The organism is Polynucleobacter sp. AP-Kaivos-20-H2 (assembly GCF_018882215.1).
In the GTDB taxonomy this organism is placed as follows: Bacteria; Pseudomonadota; Gammaproteobacteria; order Burkholderiales; family Burkholderiaceae; genus Polynucleobacter.
On record NZ_JACVOX010000002.1, the window covers coordinates 725304 to 746504 of the forward strand.

Consider the following 21201-nt stretch of genomic DNA (forward strand, 5'->3'; position numbering starts at 1 on the left):
TTTCCCTAGATTAAAGCTTCTTGGCTTTCTCGATGGCTTCATCAATTGAACCCACCATGTAGAACGCTTGCTCAGGCAAGTGATCCAATTCGCCGCTGCAGATCATTTTGAAACCACGAATAGTTTCTTTCAATGGAACATATTTGCCTGGTGAGCCAGTAAACACTTCAGCAACGTGGAAAGGTTGGGACAAGAAACGTTGAATCTTACGAGCACGTGATACTGACAACTTATCTTCTGGTGACAACTCGTCCATACCCAGAATTGCAATAATGTCGCGCAATTCTTTGTAACGCTGCAATGTCATCTGAACATCACGAGCAACTTCATAGTGCTCTTGGCCAACCACTTGTGGGTCTAGCTGACGGCTGGTTGAATCCAATGGATCAACCGCTGGGTAAATACCTAATGCAGCGATATCACGTGACAACACAACTGTGGAGTCTAGGTGCAAGAAGGTTGTAGCTGGTGATGGATCGGTCAAGTCATCCGCAGGAACGTAAACGGCCTGAATAGAGGTAACAGAACCAGTCTTGGTAGAAGTAATACGCTCTTGCAATTTACCCATCTCTTCAGCCAATGTAGGTTGGTAACCCACAGCAGAAGGCATACGGCCGAGCAACGCAGAAACTTCGGTACCGGCCAATGTGTAACGATAAATATTGTCAACGAAGAACAAAATGTCACGGCCTTCGTCACGGAAAGCTTCAGCCATTGTCAAACCAGTTAACGCAACGCGCAAACGGTTGCCAGGAGGCTCGTTCATCTGGCCAAACACCATCGCCACTTTGTCGATAACGTTAGATTCTTTCATCTCGTGGTAGAAGTCATTACCTTCACGAGTACGCTCACCAACACCGGCAAACACCGATAAACCTGAGTGTTGCTTAGCGATGTTGTTAATCAATTCCATCATGTTCACGGTCTTACCAACACCCGCACCACCGAACAAGCCTACCTTACCGCCTTTAGCAAACGGGCAAACTAAGTCAATAACCTTAATACCGGTTTCTAACAAGTCCACAGAAGGTGAAAGCTCATCAAACTTAGGTGCTGGCTGGTGAATAGCGCGACGCTCTTCAGTTGCAATCGGACCTGCGTCATCAATTGGGCGACCTAAAACGTCCATAATGCGGCCGAGTGTTGCTGGGCCAACAGGCACAGAAATTGGGCCGCCAGTAGATTTCACTTCCATACCACGACGCAAACCATCGCTTGCACCCATGGCAATAGCGCGAACTACGCCGTCACCAATTTGTTGCTGAACTTCAAAGGTCAAACCTTTTTCAGCAAATGATTTTTCACCGCTATCAACTAATGTCAACGCATCATAAATGTTTGGCATTTTGTCGCGTGGGAACTGAATGTCCACCACTGGACCGATACATTGCACGATATTTCCATTACTCATCGCATTTCTCCGCTTTTAATTCCTGAATTCTTTCGTATTCCTAAACGCCGACCACTTAAACCGCAGCCGCTCCGCCAACAATTTCTGACAACTCTTTAGTAATAGCAGCCTGTCGTGTCTTGTTGTATTCCAATTGCAATTCGCCGATTACATTCTTCGCATTATCTGAAGCGGCCTTCATTGAGACCATGCGTGCAGATTGTTCTGAAGCCATGTTTTCAGCAACCGCCTGATAAATCATTGCTTCAACGTAACGCTTAAGCAGACCATTCAAAATAGACTCTGCGTCAGGTTCGTAGATGTAATCCCAAGAATTGCCTGTTTTCTCTTGTGGAGTCAAAGCTTCTGACTCTAAAGGCAAAAGTTTTTCCAATACAGGCTCTTGTTTCATTGCATTTACAAAGCGGGTATATGCCAAATAAACAGCATCAATCTCGCCACGCTCAAACGCCTCTAATTGGGCAACAATTGCACCAATCAAAACATCCATATGTGGTGTGTCACCAATTTGGATTGTTTGAGAAATCAATTTTGCTTTTGAGCGATTCAAAAATTGCAGGCCTTTTGAACCAATCGCGGTGTAGGCAATCTCAACATTCTTGTCTTGCAAATCGCGCACTTGGTTAGCAATCAAACGCAAGACGTTGGTATTTAAACCGCCGCATAAGCCTTTGTCTGTTGTAACCAAAATCGTGCCAACTTTCTTCACTTCACGAGTCGCCATGTAAGCAGGGCGAAACTCTGGATTTGCTTTAGAAAGGTTGGCGACAATCTCACGAATTTTTTCAGCATAGGGGCGCGCATTACGCATACGCTCCTGGGCGCGACGCATCTTGGATGCGGCGACCATTTCCATTGCCTTCGTGATCTTGCGCGTGTTTTGCACGCTCTTGATCTTAGATCGTATCTCTTTTGTGCTTGCCATGATTTATGCGAGCCCTCTTAGAAAGAGGCAGAACGCTTGTAATCCTCAATGGCAGCGCGCAATGCAGCTTCGTCATCTTTGCTCAAATCTTTGGTTTCTTCAATACGCGCAACTAAGTCAGCGAATTTAGATTTCAAATGATCTTGCAAACCTTTTTCGAATGGCAATACATTCTTCACTTCGAGATCATCGAAGTAGCCGTTATTAACAGCATAAAGTGAAGCGGCCATTTCCCAAACTTGGAGTGGCTTGTATTGAGCTTGCTTACACAATTCAGTAACGCGACGACCACGCTCGAGCTGCTTGCGGGTTGCTTCGTCAAGGTCAGATGCGAACTGAGCAAACGCAGCCAATTCACGATATTGCGCTAAGTCGGTACGAATACCGCCAGACAATTTCTTAATCACTTTAGTTTGTGCAGCACCACCAACGCGGGAAACAGAAATACCGGCGTTAATCGCAGGACGCACGCCAGCGTTGAACAAGTCCGTTTCCAAGAAGATCTGGCCGTCAGTAATCGAAATCACGTTGGTTGGAACGAATGCAGAAACGTCACCAGCTTGAGTTTCAATGATTGGCAATGCAGTCAATGAACCAGTCTTACCTTTAACGGCGCCATTGGTGAACTTCTCAACATACTCAGCATTTACACGAGCAGCGCGCTCGAGTAAGCGTGAGTGGAGGTAGAACACGTCGCCAGGATAAGCTTCACGGCCTGGTGGGCGGCGCAGCAACAAGGAAATTTGACGGTAAGCAACTGCTTGCTTAGTTAAGTCATCGTAAACAATCAAAGCATCTTCGCCACGATCGCGGAAGTATTCGCCCATGGTGCATCCTGCGTAAGCAGAGAGATACTGCATCGCTGCAGACTCAGAAGCACTCGCTGCAACAACAACGGTGTACTCCATCGCGCCCAATTCTGTGAGCTTGCGAACAACGTTAGCAATAGTGGAAGCTTTTTGACCGATCGCCACGTAAACGCAATAAACGCCTTTACCTTTTTGGTTAATGATCGCATCAACCGCAACTGCAGTCTTACCAGTTTGTCGGTCGCCAATGATCAACTCACGCTGACCACGGCCAATGGGAACCATCGCGTCAATCGCCTTCAAACCAGTTTGAACTGGCTGGCTAACGGATTGACGTGCGATAACGCCTGGAGCAACTTTTTCGATAAAGTCAGTTAACTTCGTATTGATTGGGCCTTTGCCATCAATAGGCTGACCAAGTGCGTTTACTACGCGGCCGAGCAACTCTGGGCCAACTGGAACTTCCAAAATGCGGCCAGTACATTTCACTGGATCGCCTTCTTTAATGTGGGTGTACTCACCCAACACTACGGCGCCAACAGAATCACGCTCAAGGTTTAATGCGAGGCCGATAGTGTTGTTAGGAAATTCCAACATTTCGCCCTGCATAACGCCTGACAAGCCATGTACGCGGCAAATACCGTCGGTCACTGAAATTACAGTGCCTTCGTTGCGAACTTGGGAGTCAACGCCCAATTCGCTAATTCGGCTTTTGATCAGCTCGCTGATCTCGGAAGGGTTGAGTTGCATTACTTACTCCTGGGTCTTATTTCGTATGTTCTTAATAGGGTTCACTTATGCGCCAAGACTTGCTTGCATTTGAGCTAACTGAGCCTTAACTGAACTATCCATTACTTCGTCGCCAACTTGAATGCGAACTCCGCCAATCAATGTTGGATCAATTTGGATAGTTGGGCGCAATTCTTTACCCCCAAAGCGCTTCTTCAAACTTGACAACAAATCGTTTAACGCAGAACCCTCTAAAGGGAATGCGCTAGTAATATTTACTTCTGCAGCGCCTTCGCTTTTATTCTTCATTGCTTCAAATTGATGAGCAATTTCAGGAACAGCTGCTAAGCGGTGGTTTTGATTCACAAGATTTAAAAAGCTAGCAACCTTAGGGTCGAGCTTAGTTTTCACCATGCCAGAAAGTAACTTGCTTAAATCATCAGCGGATACTTTTGGGTTGTTTGATAGGGCAGCAACTTCTGGCAAAGCAGCAAGCTGAGCCAATTCATTTAATTGCTCCAAACAGCCTGCAAGCTCAGCCGGCTTAGCACTTTGAAAAAGTGCTTCCGCGTAAGGACGTGCAATGGTGGCTAATTCAGCCATATCAAAGTTCTGCCTTTAGTTGGTCAAGTAATTGGCCATGCGCTTTTGCATCAACTTCGCGACGCAAAATTTGCTCGGCGCCTTTAACAGCGAGAACAGCCACTTCAGCACGCAGAACTTCGCGGGCACGAGTAACTTGCTGGGCTGCGTCTTGTTGCGCTTGAGAAATGATTCGGGCAGCCTCAGCTTGTGCGTTAGCGCGAATTTCTTCGGCTGACATTTGTGCACGTTTTTCAGCTTCGGCAACGCGTTGAACACCTTCTTGGCGTGCTTTAGTTAATTCTTGCTCAGCTTCATTGCTTGCCAATGCGAGCGCTTCTTTACCACGCTCGGCAGAGGCTAATCCATCAGCAATTTTGCTTGAACGCTCATCTAACGCCTTAACCAGCGGAGGCCACACGAAGCGTGCAACAACCCACCATAAGACGAAGAAAACGATCATTTGCGCGAATAGGGTCGCGTTCAGATTCACGATATTCCTTTCAGTATTGTTGAGAACAGTTGGATGACCCGTTGGTCATCCACGCCAGAACAATTACTTAATAACTGCGAGCAGTGGGTTTGCGAAAGCAAACAACATTGCAACACCAACGCCGATCAAGAACGCAGCGTCGATCAAACCAGCCAAAAGGAACATTTTGGTTTGTAGTTCATTGATCAATTCTGGTTGACGGGCGGCGCCCTCAATGAACTTACCACCCATTAGGCCAATGCCCAAACAGGCTCCTAATGCGCCGAGGCCGATGATGAGGCCAATACCGATAGCGGTTAGTCCTTGAATGTTGGCTAAGAATGCTTGCATGTTTACTCCTAAGTATTGAAGGTGAGGTTAAAAATAAAAAAGTTAATGGTGACTATGGGCTTGCCCAATGTAAACCAAGGTCAACATCATGAAAATAAATGCTTGTAACAAAATAACTAAGATGTGGAATATCGCCCAAGCTGAGCCAGCAATAACGTTACCAACAAAGCCAAGCATGTACAAATCTAAGTTAAAGGTCCACATACTTCCCAAGAGGGCGATGAGCAAAAAGAGCAGCTCACCTGCATACATATTTCCGAAAAGTCGCATCCCCAAGGAAACGCCCTTAGCAATGTATTCGATAATGTTTAAAACCAAGTTGAAAGGTGCCAAGTACCACTTTGCGCCGAAAGGTGCAGAAACCAACTCGTGCAAAAATCCGCCTAGGCCCTTAACTTTGAAGCTATAGAAGAACACTAGTAGTAGAACTGAGAACGATAAGCCGAAAGTGGCATTTAGATCGGTAGTAGGTACGATCTTGTGGTGCGGAACGTGAACGCCAAAACTGCCAATAAATTGATTTACGCCAAAGATCCAATCTACTGGCACTAAATCCAAAGTATTTAGGAGAATGATCCAGCAAAAAACGAATAGCGCTAGCGGTGCAATGAAAGTGCGGTCGCCATGAACAATACTCTTAGTTTGGTTATCAACCATCTCAACCAGCATTTCCACTAAACACTGAAAGCGTCCTGGAACTCCAGGGGATGCTCTGCGAGCAGCAAGAACCAAGAGAAAAACGGTGATCAACCCCATTAAAGAGGTCCAAAAGATAGTATCTAAGTTAATAACACTGAAATCAATGGCAGAGGTTTGCGCCCCACCAATGTTATTCAGGTTTTGTAAGTGCTCAGCAATATAAGCAGTAGGTGTAAGCGGTTCGCTAGCCACATGATGGGCTACCTCTGCTGCTGCGTTGACTTCGCTAGACATCTCTGAACTTGTCCTTATCTATATTTACCACTTGTTACCTCCAAAACCACGCTAACAAATAACACTTAAGCGTAGCTAAATAGGTGACAAGCAATGGAATCCATTTCAAATCAGGTTGCTTTAGGGCAAAGCCAATAAACAGGAGAATGGTTGCTAGGATTTTTAAAAATTCGCCAGAAACCACTGCTGCTAAATATCCACCGGGGCTCGATTTTACATTCTTTTTCGCGGCTTCTAAGCGCACCAAAAACAACCCGGAGGGCAAAAACCCAATCAAGCCACCCACTAAAGCCGAGTAAGTATAAACGACTCTTTCTGCCGACTCAGAAAAAAAATAACAAAAACTAGCAATAATCAGGGTAAGCACCGCCTGACTTGTAACAACGAGCCATCCATTGATTGAAGTAAAGTTCTTAGGCTTTGCCTTTCGCAAAGCATCCATCTCGGCCTTACTGAGCGCCTTGAATGAATCCTCATCTTGATCGTTCCATTCAACCGCTTTAATAGGGCGCACTTTATTCAAAACCAATACCCAACTTTTTTAATAAGGAATCAAGCTCATCAAATTGGCTAAAGCGAATTCTGATCTCTCCGCCACTCCCTTTAAGCTTAAATTCAGTGCTTAATCCGATTAAGTCAGCTATTTCCTGAGTTAAACGCTGCATGTCTGGGTCCGCACTCGGGGACTTATTCCCAGACTTATTTTTAGACTTTTTGTCACCAATCTGACCACCAGCAATCACCAAAGCCGCAGTCATGCGCTCTGCCTCACGGACAGACAGGCCTTGAGCAGAAATTCTTTGAGCTAGGGCAACCTGACTTGCGCCTGGTAACGGCAAAAGCGCACGGGCATGCCCCATATCGATGTCGCCGGCCAACAGCATGGCTTGCACAGGCTTAGCTAGCTGAGTAAGGCGCAGTAGATTGGTGATGGCGCTACGAGACTTTCCTACAGCCTTGGCAGCCTGCTCATGAGTAAAACCAAACTCCTCAATCAACCTAGCTAAACCCTGTGATTCTTCGAGAGGATTCAAATCCTCTCGCTGCATGTTTTCCACCAAGGCCATTGCTGCCGCAGCCTGATCATCAGCGTCAGAGACTAAAACGGGAACCTCTTTTAAGCCCGCAATTGTTGCCGCACGAAAGCGTCTTTCGCCAGCAATGATTTCGTATTTGCCAGGAGCTACTAGACGAACCAAGAGTGGCTGCATAACACCTTGCTCGCGAATACTTTCTGCCAACTCTTGCAAAGCACCGGCTTCCATTTTTTGACGCGGCTGATATTTGCCTGCCTGCAAAGCTGTTAATGGCAAACGATTAATTTCGGTGGAAGGATTTGCTTGCTGCGTCTTTTCTCCAAGCAAAGCTTCAAGACCTCTACCTAAACCTTTTTTCTTAATGGCAACCATGATCTTTATTGTTCTTTCTAAAAATTACATGTGCTTGATGCGCTCAACCATCTCGGCACCAAAATCTAAATAGGCTTTTGCGCCACGTGATGATTTATCGAAAGCCACCCCAGGAAGCCCGTAAGACGGGGCTTCAGCAAGACGTACATTACGCGGAATAATGGTCTTAAATACTTTGTCGCCGAAGTGCTCAAGCAGCTGATCGGAAACTTGTTGTTGCAAAGTCATGCGCGCATCAAACATGACACGCAATAAACCAATGATGACTAAGTCGGGATTCAAATTTGCATGCACTTGTTTGATGGTGTTTACCAAATCGGACAAACCCTCTAACGCAAAGTATTCGCATTGCATTGGCACAATCACACCATTTGCTGCACACAATCCGTTGAGCGTAAGTAAGGACAAAGCGGGTGGGCAATCAATCAAAATAAAGTCGTAATCGTTCGCTACTTGAGAAAGAGCATCTTTCAAACGTGCTTCGCGTAAATCTAGATCTACCAATTCAATTTCAGCGCCCGCTAAATCACGATTAGCCGGCAATACGTCATACCCGGAGCTTTCGCAACGCTGCACACATTCTTTAACTGATGTCATACCAATTAATACCTGATATATGCTTGCGTTTAAGTCTGCTTTCTCTACTCCTGAGCCCATAGTGGCATTACCCTGAGGATCAAGGTCAACCAACAAAACGCGCTGCTGTAGTCCTGCTAAACCCGCTGCTAAATTAACGGCGGTAGTGGTCTTACCAACACCACCTTTTTGATTTGCAATACAGAAAATTTTTGCCATGGCTACTTTTGGGTTTACTTAAGAGGTGAGGGTGGATTTTCTCACGGGGGCCAGCACCAAAAGGCGTCGCTCCACCGCTAAATTAGGGATATGAAGGGGCTCATCGGCAACTAAGCACCAATGGTCCATGGAAACATCTTTCATTTCGTCGTCAGCGCGCTTGGCCTTCATTGCAAATACCAAGCCATCGGGCTTTAAGAAGGGCAATGACAGCTCTAAAAAACGTGCGAGATTTGTAAATGCCCGAGAAATGACTGCATCAAATTGTGCTGGTTGTTGCATTGCAGCATCTTCCACCCTCTCACAGAGCACCTCAATATTTTTCAGTTTGAGTTTTCCGCGCACATGCTGCAAAAAAGCCGTCTTCTTCCGAATTGCTTCAATCAATGAAAGGCGCCAATCTGGCTGAACAATAGCAATTGGAATGGCCGGCAACCCGCCCCCTGAACCAAGGTCGGCAATCTTAGGAGATGGGCCCTTTAAGAAGCGTTTCAATACTGGCAAAACTGCAATAGAATCAATCAGATGCAGTCGAATAGAATCTTTCTCACCCTCAATTGCCGTGAGATTATGCACCCGGTTCCAGCGTCCCATTTCTTGCAAAAACAGCTCTAAATCGGCGATATTGCTTGGACTTAATTCCAGCCCAAGATCCTCAATCCCCAAGGCAAGCAACCCCTCACTCATGAGTTTCTTGAGTGCGGCCCAAGCCTTTTTTAAGATGCACTAATAAAAGCGAAAGAGCTGCAGGCGTGACCCCTGAAATCCGGCCAGCCTGACCCAATGTTTCGGGTTTATGCAAATTCAGCTTTTGCTGGACCTCTTTAGATAAGCCAACAACCTGAGAATAATCTAACGACTCTGATAGGGGGAAAGATTCGTTGTGCTCTTGACGAGCAATTTCTGTCGCCTGACGATCAATGTAACCCTGGTATTTAACTGAAATTTCTACCTGATCGCTAATTTGAGACGCCAAGCCAAGATCCTCATCTAAAGTTTCAGGAGCCCACATTCCGCCACCCAAAGCAGTAATAGCCTCATAAGTAACCCCTGGGCGCCTCAATAACTCGGTTAAGTTGCATTCATGGGACAGGTCTTGACCCAGCAACTGAGAAACTAGGGGGGCAGCCTCATGTTTTGGCCCAACCCAAATATCTTGCAAGCGAGATGTTTCACGTGAAACAGCCTCCTGTTTTCTGCAAAACACCTCCCAACGATAGTCGTCCACCAATCCAAGCTCGCGCCCAATTGTGGTTAAGCGCATATCTGCATTGTCTTCGCGCAAGCTCAGGCGATATTCTGCTCGGCTTGTAAACATGCGGTACGGCTCCTGAACCCCACGGGTAATTAGATCGTCAACTAAAACGCCAATATAGGATTCGCTGCGTTTTGGAAGCCAGGGCTCTCTGCCTTTCGCTGCCAAGCCAGCATTGATTCCAGCCAGCATACCCTGCGCTGCAGCCTCTTCATAGCCCGTAGTCCCATTAATCTGGCCAGCGAAGTAAAGGCCGCCAATAGCCCTTGTCTCAAGGCTATGGCGCAATTGGCGTGGATCAAAGAAGTCGTACTCAATTGCGTAGCCAGGGCGGACAATCACCGCAGACTCCATACCCCGAATACTGCGGACTAAGTCCCACTGAACATCAAAAGGTAAGCTGGTAGAAATCCCATTAGGGTAAAACTCGTTAGTTGTTAGGCCCTCTGGCTCCAAAAAGATCTGGTGGCTATTTCTGGAGGCAAAACGATGAATCTTGTCCTCAATTGAAGGGCAGTAGCGAGGGCCAACCCCTTCAATTACGCCGGTATACATCGGTGAACGATCTAAACCGCCTCGAATAATGTCGTGAGTCTTTTCATTTGTATGGGAAATCCAGCAAGGAACCTGCTTGGGGTGCTGCTCTGGTCGCCCCAAATAAGAAAACACTGGTACAGGATCCAAGTCTCCAGGCTGCTCAAGCATGACTGAAAAGTCGATTGTTCGACCATCAATGCGAGGTGGGGTACCAGTCTTCAATCTTCCCTGTGGAAGCTCCAACTCTTTTAATCTAGCTGATAAGGAAACTGCGGCAGGATCTCCAGCACGCCCACCGGCATAGTTATTTAAACCAACATGAATCTTTCCATCTAAGAAAGTACCTGCCGTCAGGACCACTTTTTTAGACTCAAACTCCAAGCCCATTTGGGTAAAAACGCCCTGGACCTGATCACCCTTGACTAATAAATCATCCACTGCGGCCTGGAAGATGCTTAAATTAGATTGATTTTCTAGACGGCGACGAATGGCGGCCTTATATAGAACTCGGTCACCCTGAGCGCGAGTGGCTCGAACAGCAGGGCCCTTACTAGAATTCAAGATACGAAACTGAATGCCAGCCTCATCGGTAGCCGCGGCCATTGCGCCGCCCATGGCATCAATTTCTTTTACTAGATGACCCTTACCAATCCCGCCGATGGAAGGATTGCAGCTCATGGCGCCCAGGTTTTCAATGCTATGGGTAATTAATAGGGTGTCACATCCCATGCGCGCCGACGCAAGCGCGGCCTCGGTCCCAGCGTGACCGCCTCCAACCACAATGACATCGAAACTTTTGGAATAACGCATGATTTGCCTCAGATAGGGCGATGATCATAGCATTTTGTTTGTTTCACGTGAAACAAAAGATTAAAAATTCCTAGAAAAACAATGGGCAGTTTTCTAAGTAATTGATTTAATTAATGAAATAAGCATTCCAGGCTGACTTCAATATCAGCACACTAACAATGACCAAAAAGGCCTTTCTGACAAAGGCGCTGCCATGCTTAATTGCCAATCGACTGCCAAACTGACTACCAACAACATTAGCAATCATCATTGCAAACCCAAGAGGCCAATTAATTTGACCAAGGCTAGCCAACATCAAAATAGCCGCTAAGTTTGTTGCTACATTTACCAATTTCGTTGCCGCAGACGCATGAAGAAAATCAAAACCAAAAAAACGCACGAAACCAAACAACAAAAAACTGCCGGTGCCGGGACCAAAAAAGCCGTCATAAAAACCAATTGTTAAACCAAGAGCAACGCCCTTGATCTGTTGAAAGCGCCCAAGAATTTTCGGTAAGTGGGCCTCTCCAAGCGATGGCTGAAACCAGGTGTACAGCAACAGAAATAACAAAACAAACGGCAAAGCTTTACGCAACAGCTCCGCTGGAAAATTGCTCACTGCATTTGCACCCAAAAGAGAGCCAACAAAACCTGCAACGATTGCTGGCAAAACAATTGCCCAAGGTAAAGAAACATGGCCCAAAAATTTACGCGCTGCATTAAAGGTCCCGCCAACCGCGGCAACCTTATTCGTCGCCAGCAAAGTTGCAGGCGGAACATTGGGGTAAGTAGCAAAAAGGGCCGGCACCTGAATCAAGCCGCCGCCTCCGGCTACAGCATCAACCAGCCCAGCAAAGAAAGCCATTGCCAAAAGCAATGGCCATATGAAAATTGAAAATTCGATGAGAGTCTCTTTTAATTAAATGAGTGCGGCGAGAGCGCCGCACTAAAAATCAAATAATAAAAGGAAAAACAAAAACTCAGTTTTTGTTTTTATAGTACGCAGCAATCTCGCCAACAACGCCACGACGAAATGCTAAAACACAAATGACAAAAATGAAGCCGGTTGCAATTGTGCTCCATGAGCCAATGTTGGCAAGGTAGTTTTGCAAACCAACCACAATTCCTGCGCCAACCACTGGGCCCAGAATGGTTCCCATGCCACCAAGCAAAGTCATCAACACAACCTCGCCGGACATGTGCCAGTGAACATCGGTCAGTGTTGCCAACTGGAACACCAAAGATTTCATGGATCCAGCCAAACCAGATAATGCGGCGGAAAGCACAAAAGACATCAACTTAAAACGATCAACGTCATAACCCAAGGAAATTGCACGAGGCTCATTCTCACGAATTGCCTTAAGAACCTGACCAAACGGGGAGTGCACTGCGCGCATGATGACGGCAAAGCCAAATAAAAAAACTGCTAAAACAAAGTAATACATTGCAACGTCATCTTTTAGGTCAATCAAGCCAAATAACATGCCGCGCGGGACGCCCTGTATTCCATCTTCACCGCCTGTAAATGGAAGCTGAACAGCTAAAAAGTAAACCATTTGCGAAAGGGCCAAAGTCACCATCGCAAAGTAAATACCTTGTCTGCGAATAGCCAACGATCCAATTAAGAATCCCAGAACACCAGAGCCAACAACGCCCAACACAACTCCTAACTCAGGGGAGAGGCCCGCCTCTTTGCAGAAGTAAGCGGTAATGTAAGCGGCAGTTCCAAAAAATGCTGCGTGACCAAAAGATAGAAGCCCAGTAAAACCCAAAAGCAAATTAAATGCGCATGCAAAAAGAGCAAAACACAACACCTTCATTGCAAACACGAGATAAATAAAATCTTGGAACGGCAATAACAGGGCAATTAAAACCAAGATGCCGTAAAGCAATTTTGTTTTTGGATTCATGCTTATTTCTCCCGCCCAAACAGTCCAGCAGGACGAATCAAAAGAACAATTGCCATGATCACAAAAATCACAACGCCGGAGGCCTCTGGATAAAAGACCTTAGTCAGGCCCTCAACTAGACCCAAGCCCAAACCAGTAAGGATGGCACCCATGATCGAGCCCATGCCACCAATCACTACCACCGCAAACACAACAATAATGAGGTTGGAGCCCATCAACGGGTTCACCTGGAAAATAGGGGCCGCCAATACACCAGCGAAACCCGCTAGACCAACGCCATAGGCGTAGGCCAAAGAAATCATCAGCGGGACATTGATACCAAAGGCTTGTAGTAATTTAGGGTTTTCAGTTCCAGCGCGCAAATAGGCACCCAACTTTGTTCTCTCAATCACATACCAAGTTGAGAAACAAACTACCAAAGAGATAACAACTACCCATACACGATACTTTGGCAAGATGATGCCAAGCGACTCTAATGGGATTGCCCCCTGCAATATCTCTGGGGCTGGATAGCTCTCTCCAGAAATGCCGTACCAGTGACGGAACATACCCTCAATAATGAGAGCCAAACCAAAAGTCAGTAACAAGCCATATAGGTGATCAAGGTGGTACAGGCGGCGCAACATTGTGCGCTCCAGAATTAAGCCGAAACCAGCCAGAACCAATGGCACAACAATCAGAGCAAACCAATAATTAATAGATAAGTCAGGGAAGCCAAGCCATTGGCTAATCTGGGTTAAACCAATCCAGGCCACAAAAGCACCCATAGTGTATTGGGCGCCATGTGCAAAATTAATGATGTTGAGAAGGCCAAAAATAATGGCCAATCCCAAACTCAATATGGCATAGAAAGAGCCATTAATAAGACCCACCAAGAGCTGGGCTACCAGCCCTTGAGGGGTAATTCCGAGAAGTTCAAACATTCTTGATTTCTAAATTTCTTACTTATTAACTAACTTGCACTTTGATTGCGAAAGCGGCAAGGTTGCTTCAGCAGCAGGGATGGTCGCGCGCACATTGTAGTAATCCCACGGGCTCTTAGAGTCAGCCGGTTTCTTCACTTCCAACAAATACATGTCATGCTCAAACTTGCCATCCGCACGAATCTTGCCTTTGAAGAGGCCGTCATCGATGTTGGTTGATTTAAGCGCCTTCATTACAGCCTGTGTATCGTCTGTGCCAGCTTTTTGAACCGCATTCAAATAAGCAAGAACGGATGAGTAAACACCGGCTTGAACCATGGTTGGCATACGCTTGTGTTGCAAAATAAAGCGTTTGGAGAATGCGCGGGTCTTGTCATCCTTGTCCCAATAGAATCCTTCTGTAAGGTACATGCCTTGTGCGGCAGGCAGGCCCAAAGAATGCACGTCGGAGATAAACATCAACAAAGGAACAACCGTTTGTTTTTTGTTGATACCAAACTCAGAGGCTTGCTTAACGGTGTTGATAGTATCTTGACCAGCATTTGCCAAAGCAACTACGTCCGCACCACTAGCTTGCGCCTTTAAAAGGTATGAAGAGAAATCGCTATTAGGGAAAGGGTGTTTGCTAGTGCCCAAAACTTTACCGCCATTAGCAGTCACAACAGCCGTCGCATCTTTCTCAAGAGCAGCACCGAAAGCATAGTCGGCAGTAATAAAGTACCAATTCTTTTTACCCTGTTTTACAACTGCCTTACCTGTGCCATTAGATAGTGCATATGTGTCATAAGCCCAATGCACATTGTTTGGCGTACATTTTTCATTGGTAATAGTTAAGGAGCCTGCGCCAGAAACCAAAGTAATCTTGTTCTTTTGCTCTGCTACTTCCATCACAGCCAAGGCAACGTTGGTTGAAACTAATTCAACAATCACATCCACGCCGTCTTTGTCGTACCATTCGCGCGCTTTGTTTGCTGCAATATCGGCCTTGTTTTGGTGATCAGCACTAACAAGTTCAATCTTTTTTCCAATTACAGTACCGTCTTTGGAAAAATCAGCAATTGCCATTTTTGCAGCAATCACTGCACCGGGGCCAGCCAAATCAGAATAGGTTGATGAAAGGTCGGTTAATACACCAATCTTTACAACGTCGCCACTTACCTTAGATCCACTTTGTGCAAATGCTGGGTTTGAACCAAATATGGTCGCCGCAACCAGACATGCGGTTATTTGCTTTAACTTCATTACCGTCTCCTATAGAAATCCACTAAACACCAAGATACTCATTTAATAAAGTTGCTTTTTCTGCAAGCTCGCTTTGTTGCACCACCTCAACCACATTTCCGTGCTCAACCACATAATGACGATCAGCCAAGGGTGCAGCAAAGCGGAAGTTTTGCTCAACCAACACAATCGTGAAGCCTTTGTTGCGCAATCTGGTAACAACTTCTCCAAGCTTTTGCACAATCACGGGCGCCAACCCCTCAGTAATCTCATCCAACAACAATAACTTTGCACCGGTTCTCAAAATTCGCGCCATCGCTAGCATTTGCTGCTCGCCACCAGATAAGCGGGTGCCGGGGCTATTTTTTCTTTCATAGAGGTTTGGAAACATTTCATAAATCTCATCCAAACCCATGCCGCCAGGCGCAATCTCCGGCAAAAGCAAAAGGTTTTCCTCTGTACTCAAGCTAGCAAAAATTCCTCTTTCCTCTGGGCAAAAACCAACCCCCAAACGAGCAATCTTATAAGTAGGCATGGAGATAGTTTCCGCCCCATACACCTCTACAGAACCAGTTCTTTTGCTAGTTAAACCTAAGATGGTCTTCAGAATAGTGCTTCGACCGGCGCCATTTCTTCCAAGTAAAGTAACAACCTCGCCATCACGCACAGCAAAATTCACGCCATGCAAAATGTGAGATTCGCCATAACAAGACTCTAAATTTTTAACCTCTAGCGCCATGGTGATCATAGGTTGTCTCCCCCATGGCTACCCATATAGGCCTCAACAACTAGTGGGTTGCTTGAAACCTCATGATAAGAACCCTCAGCCAGCACGGAGCCACGCTGTAAAACGGTAATACGATCTGCAATTGAAGAAACCACCTTCATATTGTGTTCAACCATCAGAATAGTGCGGCCCTTGGCTACACGATCAATCAATTCTGTTACGCGCTCAACATCTTCATGCCCCATTCCCTGGGTGGGCTCATCCAAAAGCATTAACTCCGGCTCCATAGCTAAAGTTGTTGCAATTTCAAGCGCCCTTTTACGGCCATAAGCTAGGTTGAGCGTTTCCTCGTTGGCAAAGTCTTCCAAGCCAACCTCGTGTAGAAGCTCTAAAGCGCGCTCATTAAGCACATTTAAAGAGTTTCCAGACTTCCAGAAGTGAAACTCGGTTCCCAACCCTGGCTGCAGTGCAACACGAACATTTTCTATAACCGTTAAATGTGGAAAAACAGCGGAAATCTGAAAGGAGCGAATAATGCCCCGTCTCGCAATTTGTGCTGGGGCCTCTTTGGTGATGTCAAAGCCATTGAATAAGATTTGGCCGCTGCTGGGCTCTAAAAACTTAGTCAGCAAATTGAAGCAGGTTGTTTTGCCAGCTCCATTGGGCCCAATCAAGGCGTGAATGGTTCCCCGAGCGACATCTAGGTTCACATTAGTGACCGCAGAAAACCCCTTAAAGGATTTCCCCAGTCCAATTGTTTTTAATATTGTTTCTTGCAATGTCATGCCCTCTACCCCCTACTTGGGAGCAAGAATACGAGAATACCCGAAGATGGCTTGGGTTTATATAGCAATAACCCTAAACAATTAGGGTGCGCAACAGAACAAAACTTAAGAGATTTTTTGAAATTGCTGAATTGCCAAACGAGCCAATTCATCCAAGACGTCCACAGGAATCCTTTGGGCGCCCTGCACAATCATTAGCGCATATGGTTTCGCTAGGGCCGAGGCTTCAGGACAGAGTCGCAACTCATCGCCCTCTGATGGGGACTGGCTGCGCCAGTAATTGATGGCAGCCTCTAACTCTTGGATTGTTACAAACAACATGAAAATTATTTTTACTTATCTTTGGTTGCAAGCATAGTGCCACGGCATTTTTTTGCACCACAACGGCATTCGTAATCTTTTTTCATTTGCCTGGTAATTTTGCCCTCAATATCAAGTGAGTAGTCATAAAACAACTCTTCACCAACCTTAAGGGCGCGCTTTGCATAAATAAACACGCGGGGCTCACCATCAAAACTATCTTCCCGGGTTTCGCAAATTGGCTTACATGAGTGGTTGATCCAGCGGGCAGCATTCCCACCATATTTCGCATCAATCACACGACCATCTTCCAATGAAAAGTAAAAGGTGTGATTAGGGTCTTTAGGGTCGTGGGGGTGGCGCTTCTCTGCAAGCCTCCAACTGATGCGCTCACCCTTGTATTCAATAATTGCCTGACCCTTTTTAATGGGCTTGGCAACAAATACGCCTTTTCCATGAATGGGGGAAGATTTCACAACAATAGATGATCGGTCCACCTTGGGTGGTTTTAATTTTTTGGCTGTCATAAATTAAACGTCTAGGTTGCGGGCAATAAGGGCATTTTTTTCAATAAATGCGCGACGAGGCTCAACCTCATCCCCCATGAGTGTAGTAAAGACCTGGTCCGCAGCAATCGCATCTTCAATCTTTACCTGCAAGAGTGTTCTAGAGCTTGCATCCATGGTGGTTTCCCACAGCTGTGATGGATTCATCTCGCCAAGGCCTTTATAGCGCTGACGACTCAACACGCGCTCTGCCTCAGACAATAACCAAGCAAAGGCGGCCCTAAAGTCCCCAATAGTTTGCTCTTTTTGGTTTTTGTCAGGGTCGCCACGACGAACCTTGGAGCCCGCCACAACCTTGCCCGATAAAACAGCTGCAGCATTTGCAAGGCTTTGGTAATCATCACCATGAACAAAGTCCGAGTTAATGGAAGACAACTTCAGATTTCCATGAATACGGCGCGATAACAACAAGCGGAAGCGCTCAGTACGGTCTTCTTTTTGAACAATAACCTCTGGTGGCAAAGCTAAAGGGTTCAAAGAATCCGCAAGCGCTTGCCTTAAACGATCAGCAGACTCATTTGCTGATTTTTCTGTGTCCAGATTTAATGGTGTTCCTGAGGCAATTGCACGCAAAGCATCTTCATCAATGGTTCGAGATAGGCGGTCAACGATCAACTGAATCACTTGATAGTGTTTTGCCAACTCATTGAGCGCCTCACCCTCAATAATTTCGCCTGATGGAGTTTGTAGGGATGCTGTTTCAAGTGCAATTTTTAACAGTAGTTGATTTAGTTCGTTGTCATCTTTAATGTACTGCTCGTTCTTACCAAACTTTACCTTGTAGAGTGGTGGTTGAGCGATATAGATATGGCCACGCTCGATCAACTCAGGCATCTGCCTATAGAAGAAAGTTAACAACAGTGTGCGGATATGACTACCGTCAACGTCTGCGTCGGTCATGATAATGATGCGGTGATAGCGCAATTTATCCGCCTTATATTCTTCGATCCCGATGCCAGTGCCCAGAACGGTAATTAGAGTAACCACCTCTTGGCTGGCAAGCATTTTGTCAAAACGTGCTTTTTCTACGTTAAGGATTTTTCCTTTTAAAGGAAGAATTGCTTGGAAGCGACGATCGCGCCCCTGTTTTGCAGAGCCTCCCGCGGAGTCTCCCTCAACAATAAAGAGTTCAGATTTGGTTGGATCTTTTTCTTGGCAGTCGGCCAACTTACCAGGCAGGCCAAGCCCATCCAAAACACCCTTACGTCTAGTCATATCGCGTGCTTTGCGTGCGGCTTCGCGAGCACGGGCTGCATCAACAATCTTACCGCACAGAATCTTCGCGTCGGCTGGGCGTTCTTGAAGATATGCGCTCAATGCTTCAGCAACAATTTCTTCAACCGGGCCACGCACCTCACTAGAAACCAATTTGTCTTTTGTTTGGCTGGAGAATTTTGGTTCTGGAACCTTCACCGATAAAACGCAGGCCAAGCCCTCGCGCATATCATCACCAGAAATTTCTACTTTTGCTTTTTTAGCAACTTCATGCTCATCAATGTATTTATTAATTACGCGTGTCATTGCGGCACGCAAGCCGGTCAAGTGTGTTCCACCATCCCTCTGTGGAATGTTGTTAGTAAAACAAAGTACTTGCTCACTAAAGCTATCATTCCACTGCATAGATACTTCAGCAGTAATTTGACCGCCTAGGTCTGAAGGGCGATTACCCTCAGCATAAAAAATATTAGGGTGCAATACGTGTTTAGTTTGGTTGATGTACTCAACAAACCCTTTTACACCACCAGAGAATGCAAAGTCTTCTTCTTGACCGGTGCGTTGATCAATCAGTTTAATGTGAACACCGTTGTTTAAGAATGAAAGTTCGCGGATACGCTTAACCAAAATTTCATAATGAAACTCAACGTTTCCAAAGATTGTTTCGTCGGCCAAAAAGTGAACTTCAGTTCCTGAAAGCTCCGTGTCACCATTAACGGTAATTGGAGAAACTAAAACCCCATTCTCATCAACAACATTGCGATTTTGAATAACGCCGCGCGCAAACTCCATGTAATGCGCTTTGCCGTCACGCCGGATGGTTAACTTCAACCATTTAGATAGCGCATTTACGCAACTAACACCCACACCATGTAGACCGCCAGAAACTTTGTAACTGTTTTGATCGAACTTACCACCTGCATGCAGCTCGGTCATAACGATTTCAGCAGCACTGCGTTTCGGCTCATGCTTATCGTCGTATTTAATCCCTGTTGGGACACCACGACCATTATCGACAATAGAAATAGAGTTATCAGTTTGAATAACTACTGTGATTTCAGAACAATAACCTGCTAAAGCTTCATCAATGGAGTTATCCAAAACCTCAAATACAAGGTGATGCAGACCTGTACCATCGGATGTGTCACCGATGTACATACCAGGCCGTTTACGAACAGCCTCAAGACCCTCTAAGATTTGAATCGATGCAGCGCCGTACTGCTCTACTACCTTTTTTTCTTCAGTCATTTTTTTCTAAGTTAAATACGCATTGGCATCACAACATACTTAAAACTCTCTGAGCCAGGCAGAGTAATCACAGCACTGCTATTTGCATCACCCAAGCTAATTTGAATCTTTTCGCTCTTTAGGTTTGATAAAACATCCAACAAGTAGCTAACGTTAAATCCAATCTCTACCGCATCACCAGAATACTCAGTCTCAATTTCTTCTTGAGCCTCTTCTTGCTCAGCGTTGGTTGATTGAATTGTGATGCGGTTTGGGGATAATGAAAAACGAACACCTTTAAATTTGTCTGTTGTCAAAATAGCGGCACGTTGAAGTGCTGATTGAAGAGTTTCACGACCAACTACGAGTGAGTTTTTATGACCCTTCGGAATCACTCTTTGAAAGTCTGGGAACTTACCTTCAACTAATTTTGAGATTAACTCAATATCCCCAAATGAAAACTTCACCTGATTAGTTGTCAAACTAATTTCCAAGGACTCATCAGAATCTTCAAGCAAGTGCTGGCACTCTAAAATTGTTTTGCGAGGAATAATGATTTCTTGTTTTTGACCAGAGCCTGAGGGGGCCTCTGCTAGCTCAACCTGAGAGTAAGCAAGGCGGTGACCATCTGTTGCCACTGCAACTACCTCTTTACCCTCAATTACCAACAGCATCCCATTTAAGTAATAACGAATATCTTGCTGAGCCATTGAAAAATGCACTTGGCTTATGAGTTGACGGAAAGTCTTTTGTGACATCTTCCAAGCAGCAGTTACCTCACCCACACTTTGCATCACCGGAAACTCAGTTGCAGAAAGTGTTTGTAAAGAGAAGCGGCTTTTGCCGCTTTGTACAACCATCTTGTTATCTTTAAGATTTAAAGATACTGGACCCTCTGGCAATGCACGCAAAATATCTAAAAGTTTTCTAGCGGCAACGGTGGTTGTTACATCCTCAGTACCAACACCAAAATTAGCGTTTGTTGTAATTTGAATTTCAATATCAGTGGAGATGAATGAAACCTTTTCTCCAACCTTTTTAAATAAGAGATTTGCCAAAATTGGCAGTGTGTGTCTGCGTTCAACAATTCCACTAACAACCTGAAGTGGTTTTAGTAGGCTATCGCGAGAAGTGTTAACGAGTTGCATTGCTTTTAAATCCTTGTATATATCTTAGTAGTAATAGTAATAAGGGTTCGAAATTCCGTGGATAAGTCAAAAACCTCTTAAAAAACAACAAATTGAAGACTAAAAAACCTGTGGAAAACTCTTGTATAAGCACTGCATAAAAAGGGGATAACTTTTTATCAATACCCTATTTTTGCATGAAG

General features: G+C 45.5%; 22 protein-coding genes. All 22 read right to left on the minus strand.

Annotated elements, in window-relative coordinates; all coding sequences use genetic code 11:
* Nucleotides 1-10: 10 nt before the first annotated feature.
* On the minus strand, nt 11-1411 hold the full coding sequence (atpD, locus tag ICE89_RS08140) for a F0F1 ATP synthase subunit beta (protein WP_216263273.1): 1401 nt from the start codon (nt 1409-1411) through the stop codon (nt 11-13).
* Between the two features lie 55 nt (nt 1412-1466).
* Nucleotides 1467-2336, minus strand: coding sequence for a F0F1 ATP synthase subunit gamma (gene atpG, locus ICE89_RS08145; protein WP_216226770.1), 870 nt, complete (start codon nt 2334-2336; stop codon nt 1467-1469).
* Nucleotides 2337-2353: 17 nt separating this feature from the next.
* Nucleotides 2354-3895 carry a F0F1 ATP synthase subunit alpha gene (gene atpA, locus ICE89_RS08150; RefSeq protein WP_072582050.1) on the minus strand — a complete coding sequence of 514 codons (1542 nt, stop codon included), beginning with the start codon at nt 3893-3895 and terminating at the stop codon, nt 2354-2356.
* Between the two features lie 45 nt (nt 3896-3940).
* A complete protein-coding gene (locus tag ICE89_RS08155) occupies nt 3941-4477 on the minus strand; it encodes a F0F1 ATP synthase subunit delta (RefSeq protein ID WP_216263271.1) in 537 nt (178 codons plus the stop codon).
* Between the two features lies 1 nt (nt 4478).
* Entirely contained in the window at nt 4479-4949 is a 471-nt protein-coding gene (locus ICE89_RS08160) for a F0F1 ATP synthase subunit B (protein WP_216263270.1), read from the minus strand.
* 63 nt (nt 4950-5012) lie between these two features.
* A complete protein-coding gene (gene atpE, locus ICE89_RS08165) occupies nt 5013-5279 on the minus strand; it encodes a F0F1 ATP synthase subunit C (protein WP_028818346.1) in 267 nt (88 codons plus the stop codon).
* Between the two features lie 42 nt (nt 5280-5321).
* Entirely contained in the window at nt 5322-6212 is an 891-nt protein-coding gene (gene atpB, locus ICE89_RS08170) for a F0F1 ATP synthase subunit A (protein ID WP_216265485.1), read from the minus strand.
* 34 nt (nt 6213-6246) lie between these two features.
* A complete protein-coding gene (locus tag ICE89_RS08175) occupies nt 6247-6726 on the minus strand; it encodes an ATP synthase subunit I (protein ID WP_370625350.1) in 480 nt (159 codons plus the stop codon).
* Nucleotide 6727: 1 nt separating this feature from the next.
* A complete protein-coding gene (locus tag ICE89_RS08180) occupies nt 6728-7621 on the minus strand; it encodes a ParB/RepB/Spo0J family partition protein (RefSeq protein ID WP_216265487.1) in 894 nt (297 codons plus the stop codon).
* Nucleotides 7622-7645: 24 nt separating this feature from the next.
* Nucleotides 7646-8416 (minus strand): ParA family protein, encoded by a 771-nt coding sequence (locus ICE89_RS08185; RefSeq protein WP_216263267.1) that lies wholly within the window; start codon nt 8414-8416, stop codon nt 7646-7648.
* 18 nt (nt 8417-8434) lie between these two features.
* Nucleotides 8435-9103, minus strand: a complete 669-nt coding sequence (gene rsmG, locus ICE89_RS08190; RefSeq protein ID WP_216263266.1) for a 16S rRNA (guanine(527)-N(7))-methyltransferase RsmG — start codon at nt 9101-9103, stop codon at nt 8435-8437.
* The gene (gene mnmG / locus ICE89_RS08195) at nt 9096-11018 is read right to left on the minus strand and encodes a tRNA uridine-5-carboxymethylaminomethyl(34) synthesis enzyme MnmG (RefSeq protein ID WP_216263265.1); all 1923 of its coding nucleotides are present in this window, start codon (nt 11016-11018) and stop codon (nt 9096-9098) included. The genes rsmG and mnmG overlap by 8 nt, the downstream gene beginning before the upstream one ends.
* Nucleotides 11019-11124: 106 nt before the next feature.
* On the minus strand, nt 11125-11862 hold the full coding sequence (locus ICE89_RS08200) for a TSUP family transporter (RefSeq protein ID WP_216265488.1): 738 nt from the start codon (nt 11860-11862) through the stop codon (nt 11125-11127).
* Nucleotides 11863-11977: 115 nt separating this feature from the next.
* Nucleotides 11978-12907 (minus strand): branched-chain amino acid ABC transporter permease, encoded by a 930-nt coding sequence (locus ICE89_RS08205; RefSeq protein WP_215358811.1) that lies wholly within the window; start codon nt 12905-12907, stop codon nt 11978-11980.
* Between the two features lie 2 nt (nt 12908-12909).
* A complete protein-coding gene (locus ICE89_RS08210) occupies nt 12910-13830 on the minus strand; it encodes a branched-chain amino acid ABC transporter permease (protein WP_215358810.1) in 921 nt (306 codons plus the stop codon).
* 18 nt (nt 13831-13848) lie between these two features.
* Nucleotides 13849-15072 carry an ABC transporter substrate-binding protein gene (locus tag ICE89_RS08215; RefSeq protein WP_216263262.1) on the minus strand — a complete coding sequence of 408 codons (1224 nt, stop codon included), beginning with the start codon at nt 15070-15072 and terminating at the stop codon, nt 13849-13851.
* A gap of 22 nt (nt 15073-15094) precedes the next feature.
* Nucleotides 15095-15799 carry an ABC transporter ATP-binding protein gene (locus ICE89_RS08220; RefSeq protein ID WP_216265489.1) on the minus strand — a complete coding sequence of 235 codons (705 nt, stop codon included), beginning with the start codon at nt 15797-15799 and terminating at the stop codon, nt 15095-15097.
* Nucleotides 15796-16563, minus strand: a complete 768-nt coding sequence (locus tag ICE89_RS08225) for an ABC transporter ATP-binding protein (RefSeq protein WP_216265490.1) — start codon at nt 16561-16563, stop codon at nt 15796-15798. The genes ICE89_RS08220 and ICE89_RS08225 overlap by 4 nt, the downstream gene beginning before the upstream one ends.
* Before the next feature lie 105 nt (nt 16564-16668).
* Nucleotides 16669-16884, minus strand: coding sequence for a DUF3717 domain-containing protein (locus ICE89_RS08230; RefSeq protein ID WP_216265491.1), 216 nt, complete (start codon nt 16882-16884; stop codon nt 16669-16671).
* A gap of 11 nt (nt 16885-16895) precedes the next feature.
* Nucleotides 16896-17390, minus strand: coding sequence for an SET domain-containing protein (locus ICE89_RS08235; RefSeq protein WP_216265492.1), 495 nt, complete (start codon nt 17388-17390; stop codon nt 16896-16898).
* A gap of 3 nt (nt 17391-17393) precedes the next feature.
* On the minus strand, nt 17394-19892 hold the full coding sequence (gene gyrB, locus ICE89_RS08240; RefSeq protein WP_216265493.1) for a DNA topoisomerase (ATP-hydrolyzing) subunit B: 2499 nt from the start codon (nt 19890-19892) through the stop codon (nt 17394-17396).
* Between the two features lie 11 nt (nt 19893-19903).
* Nucleotides 19904-21019, minus strand: a complete 1116-nt coding sequence (gene dnaN, locus ICE89_RS08245) for a DNA polymerase III subunit beta (protein WP_216265494.1) — start codon at nt 21017-21019, stop codon at nt 19904-19906.
* Between the last annotated feature and the right edge of the window lie 182 nt (nt 21020-21201).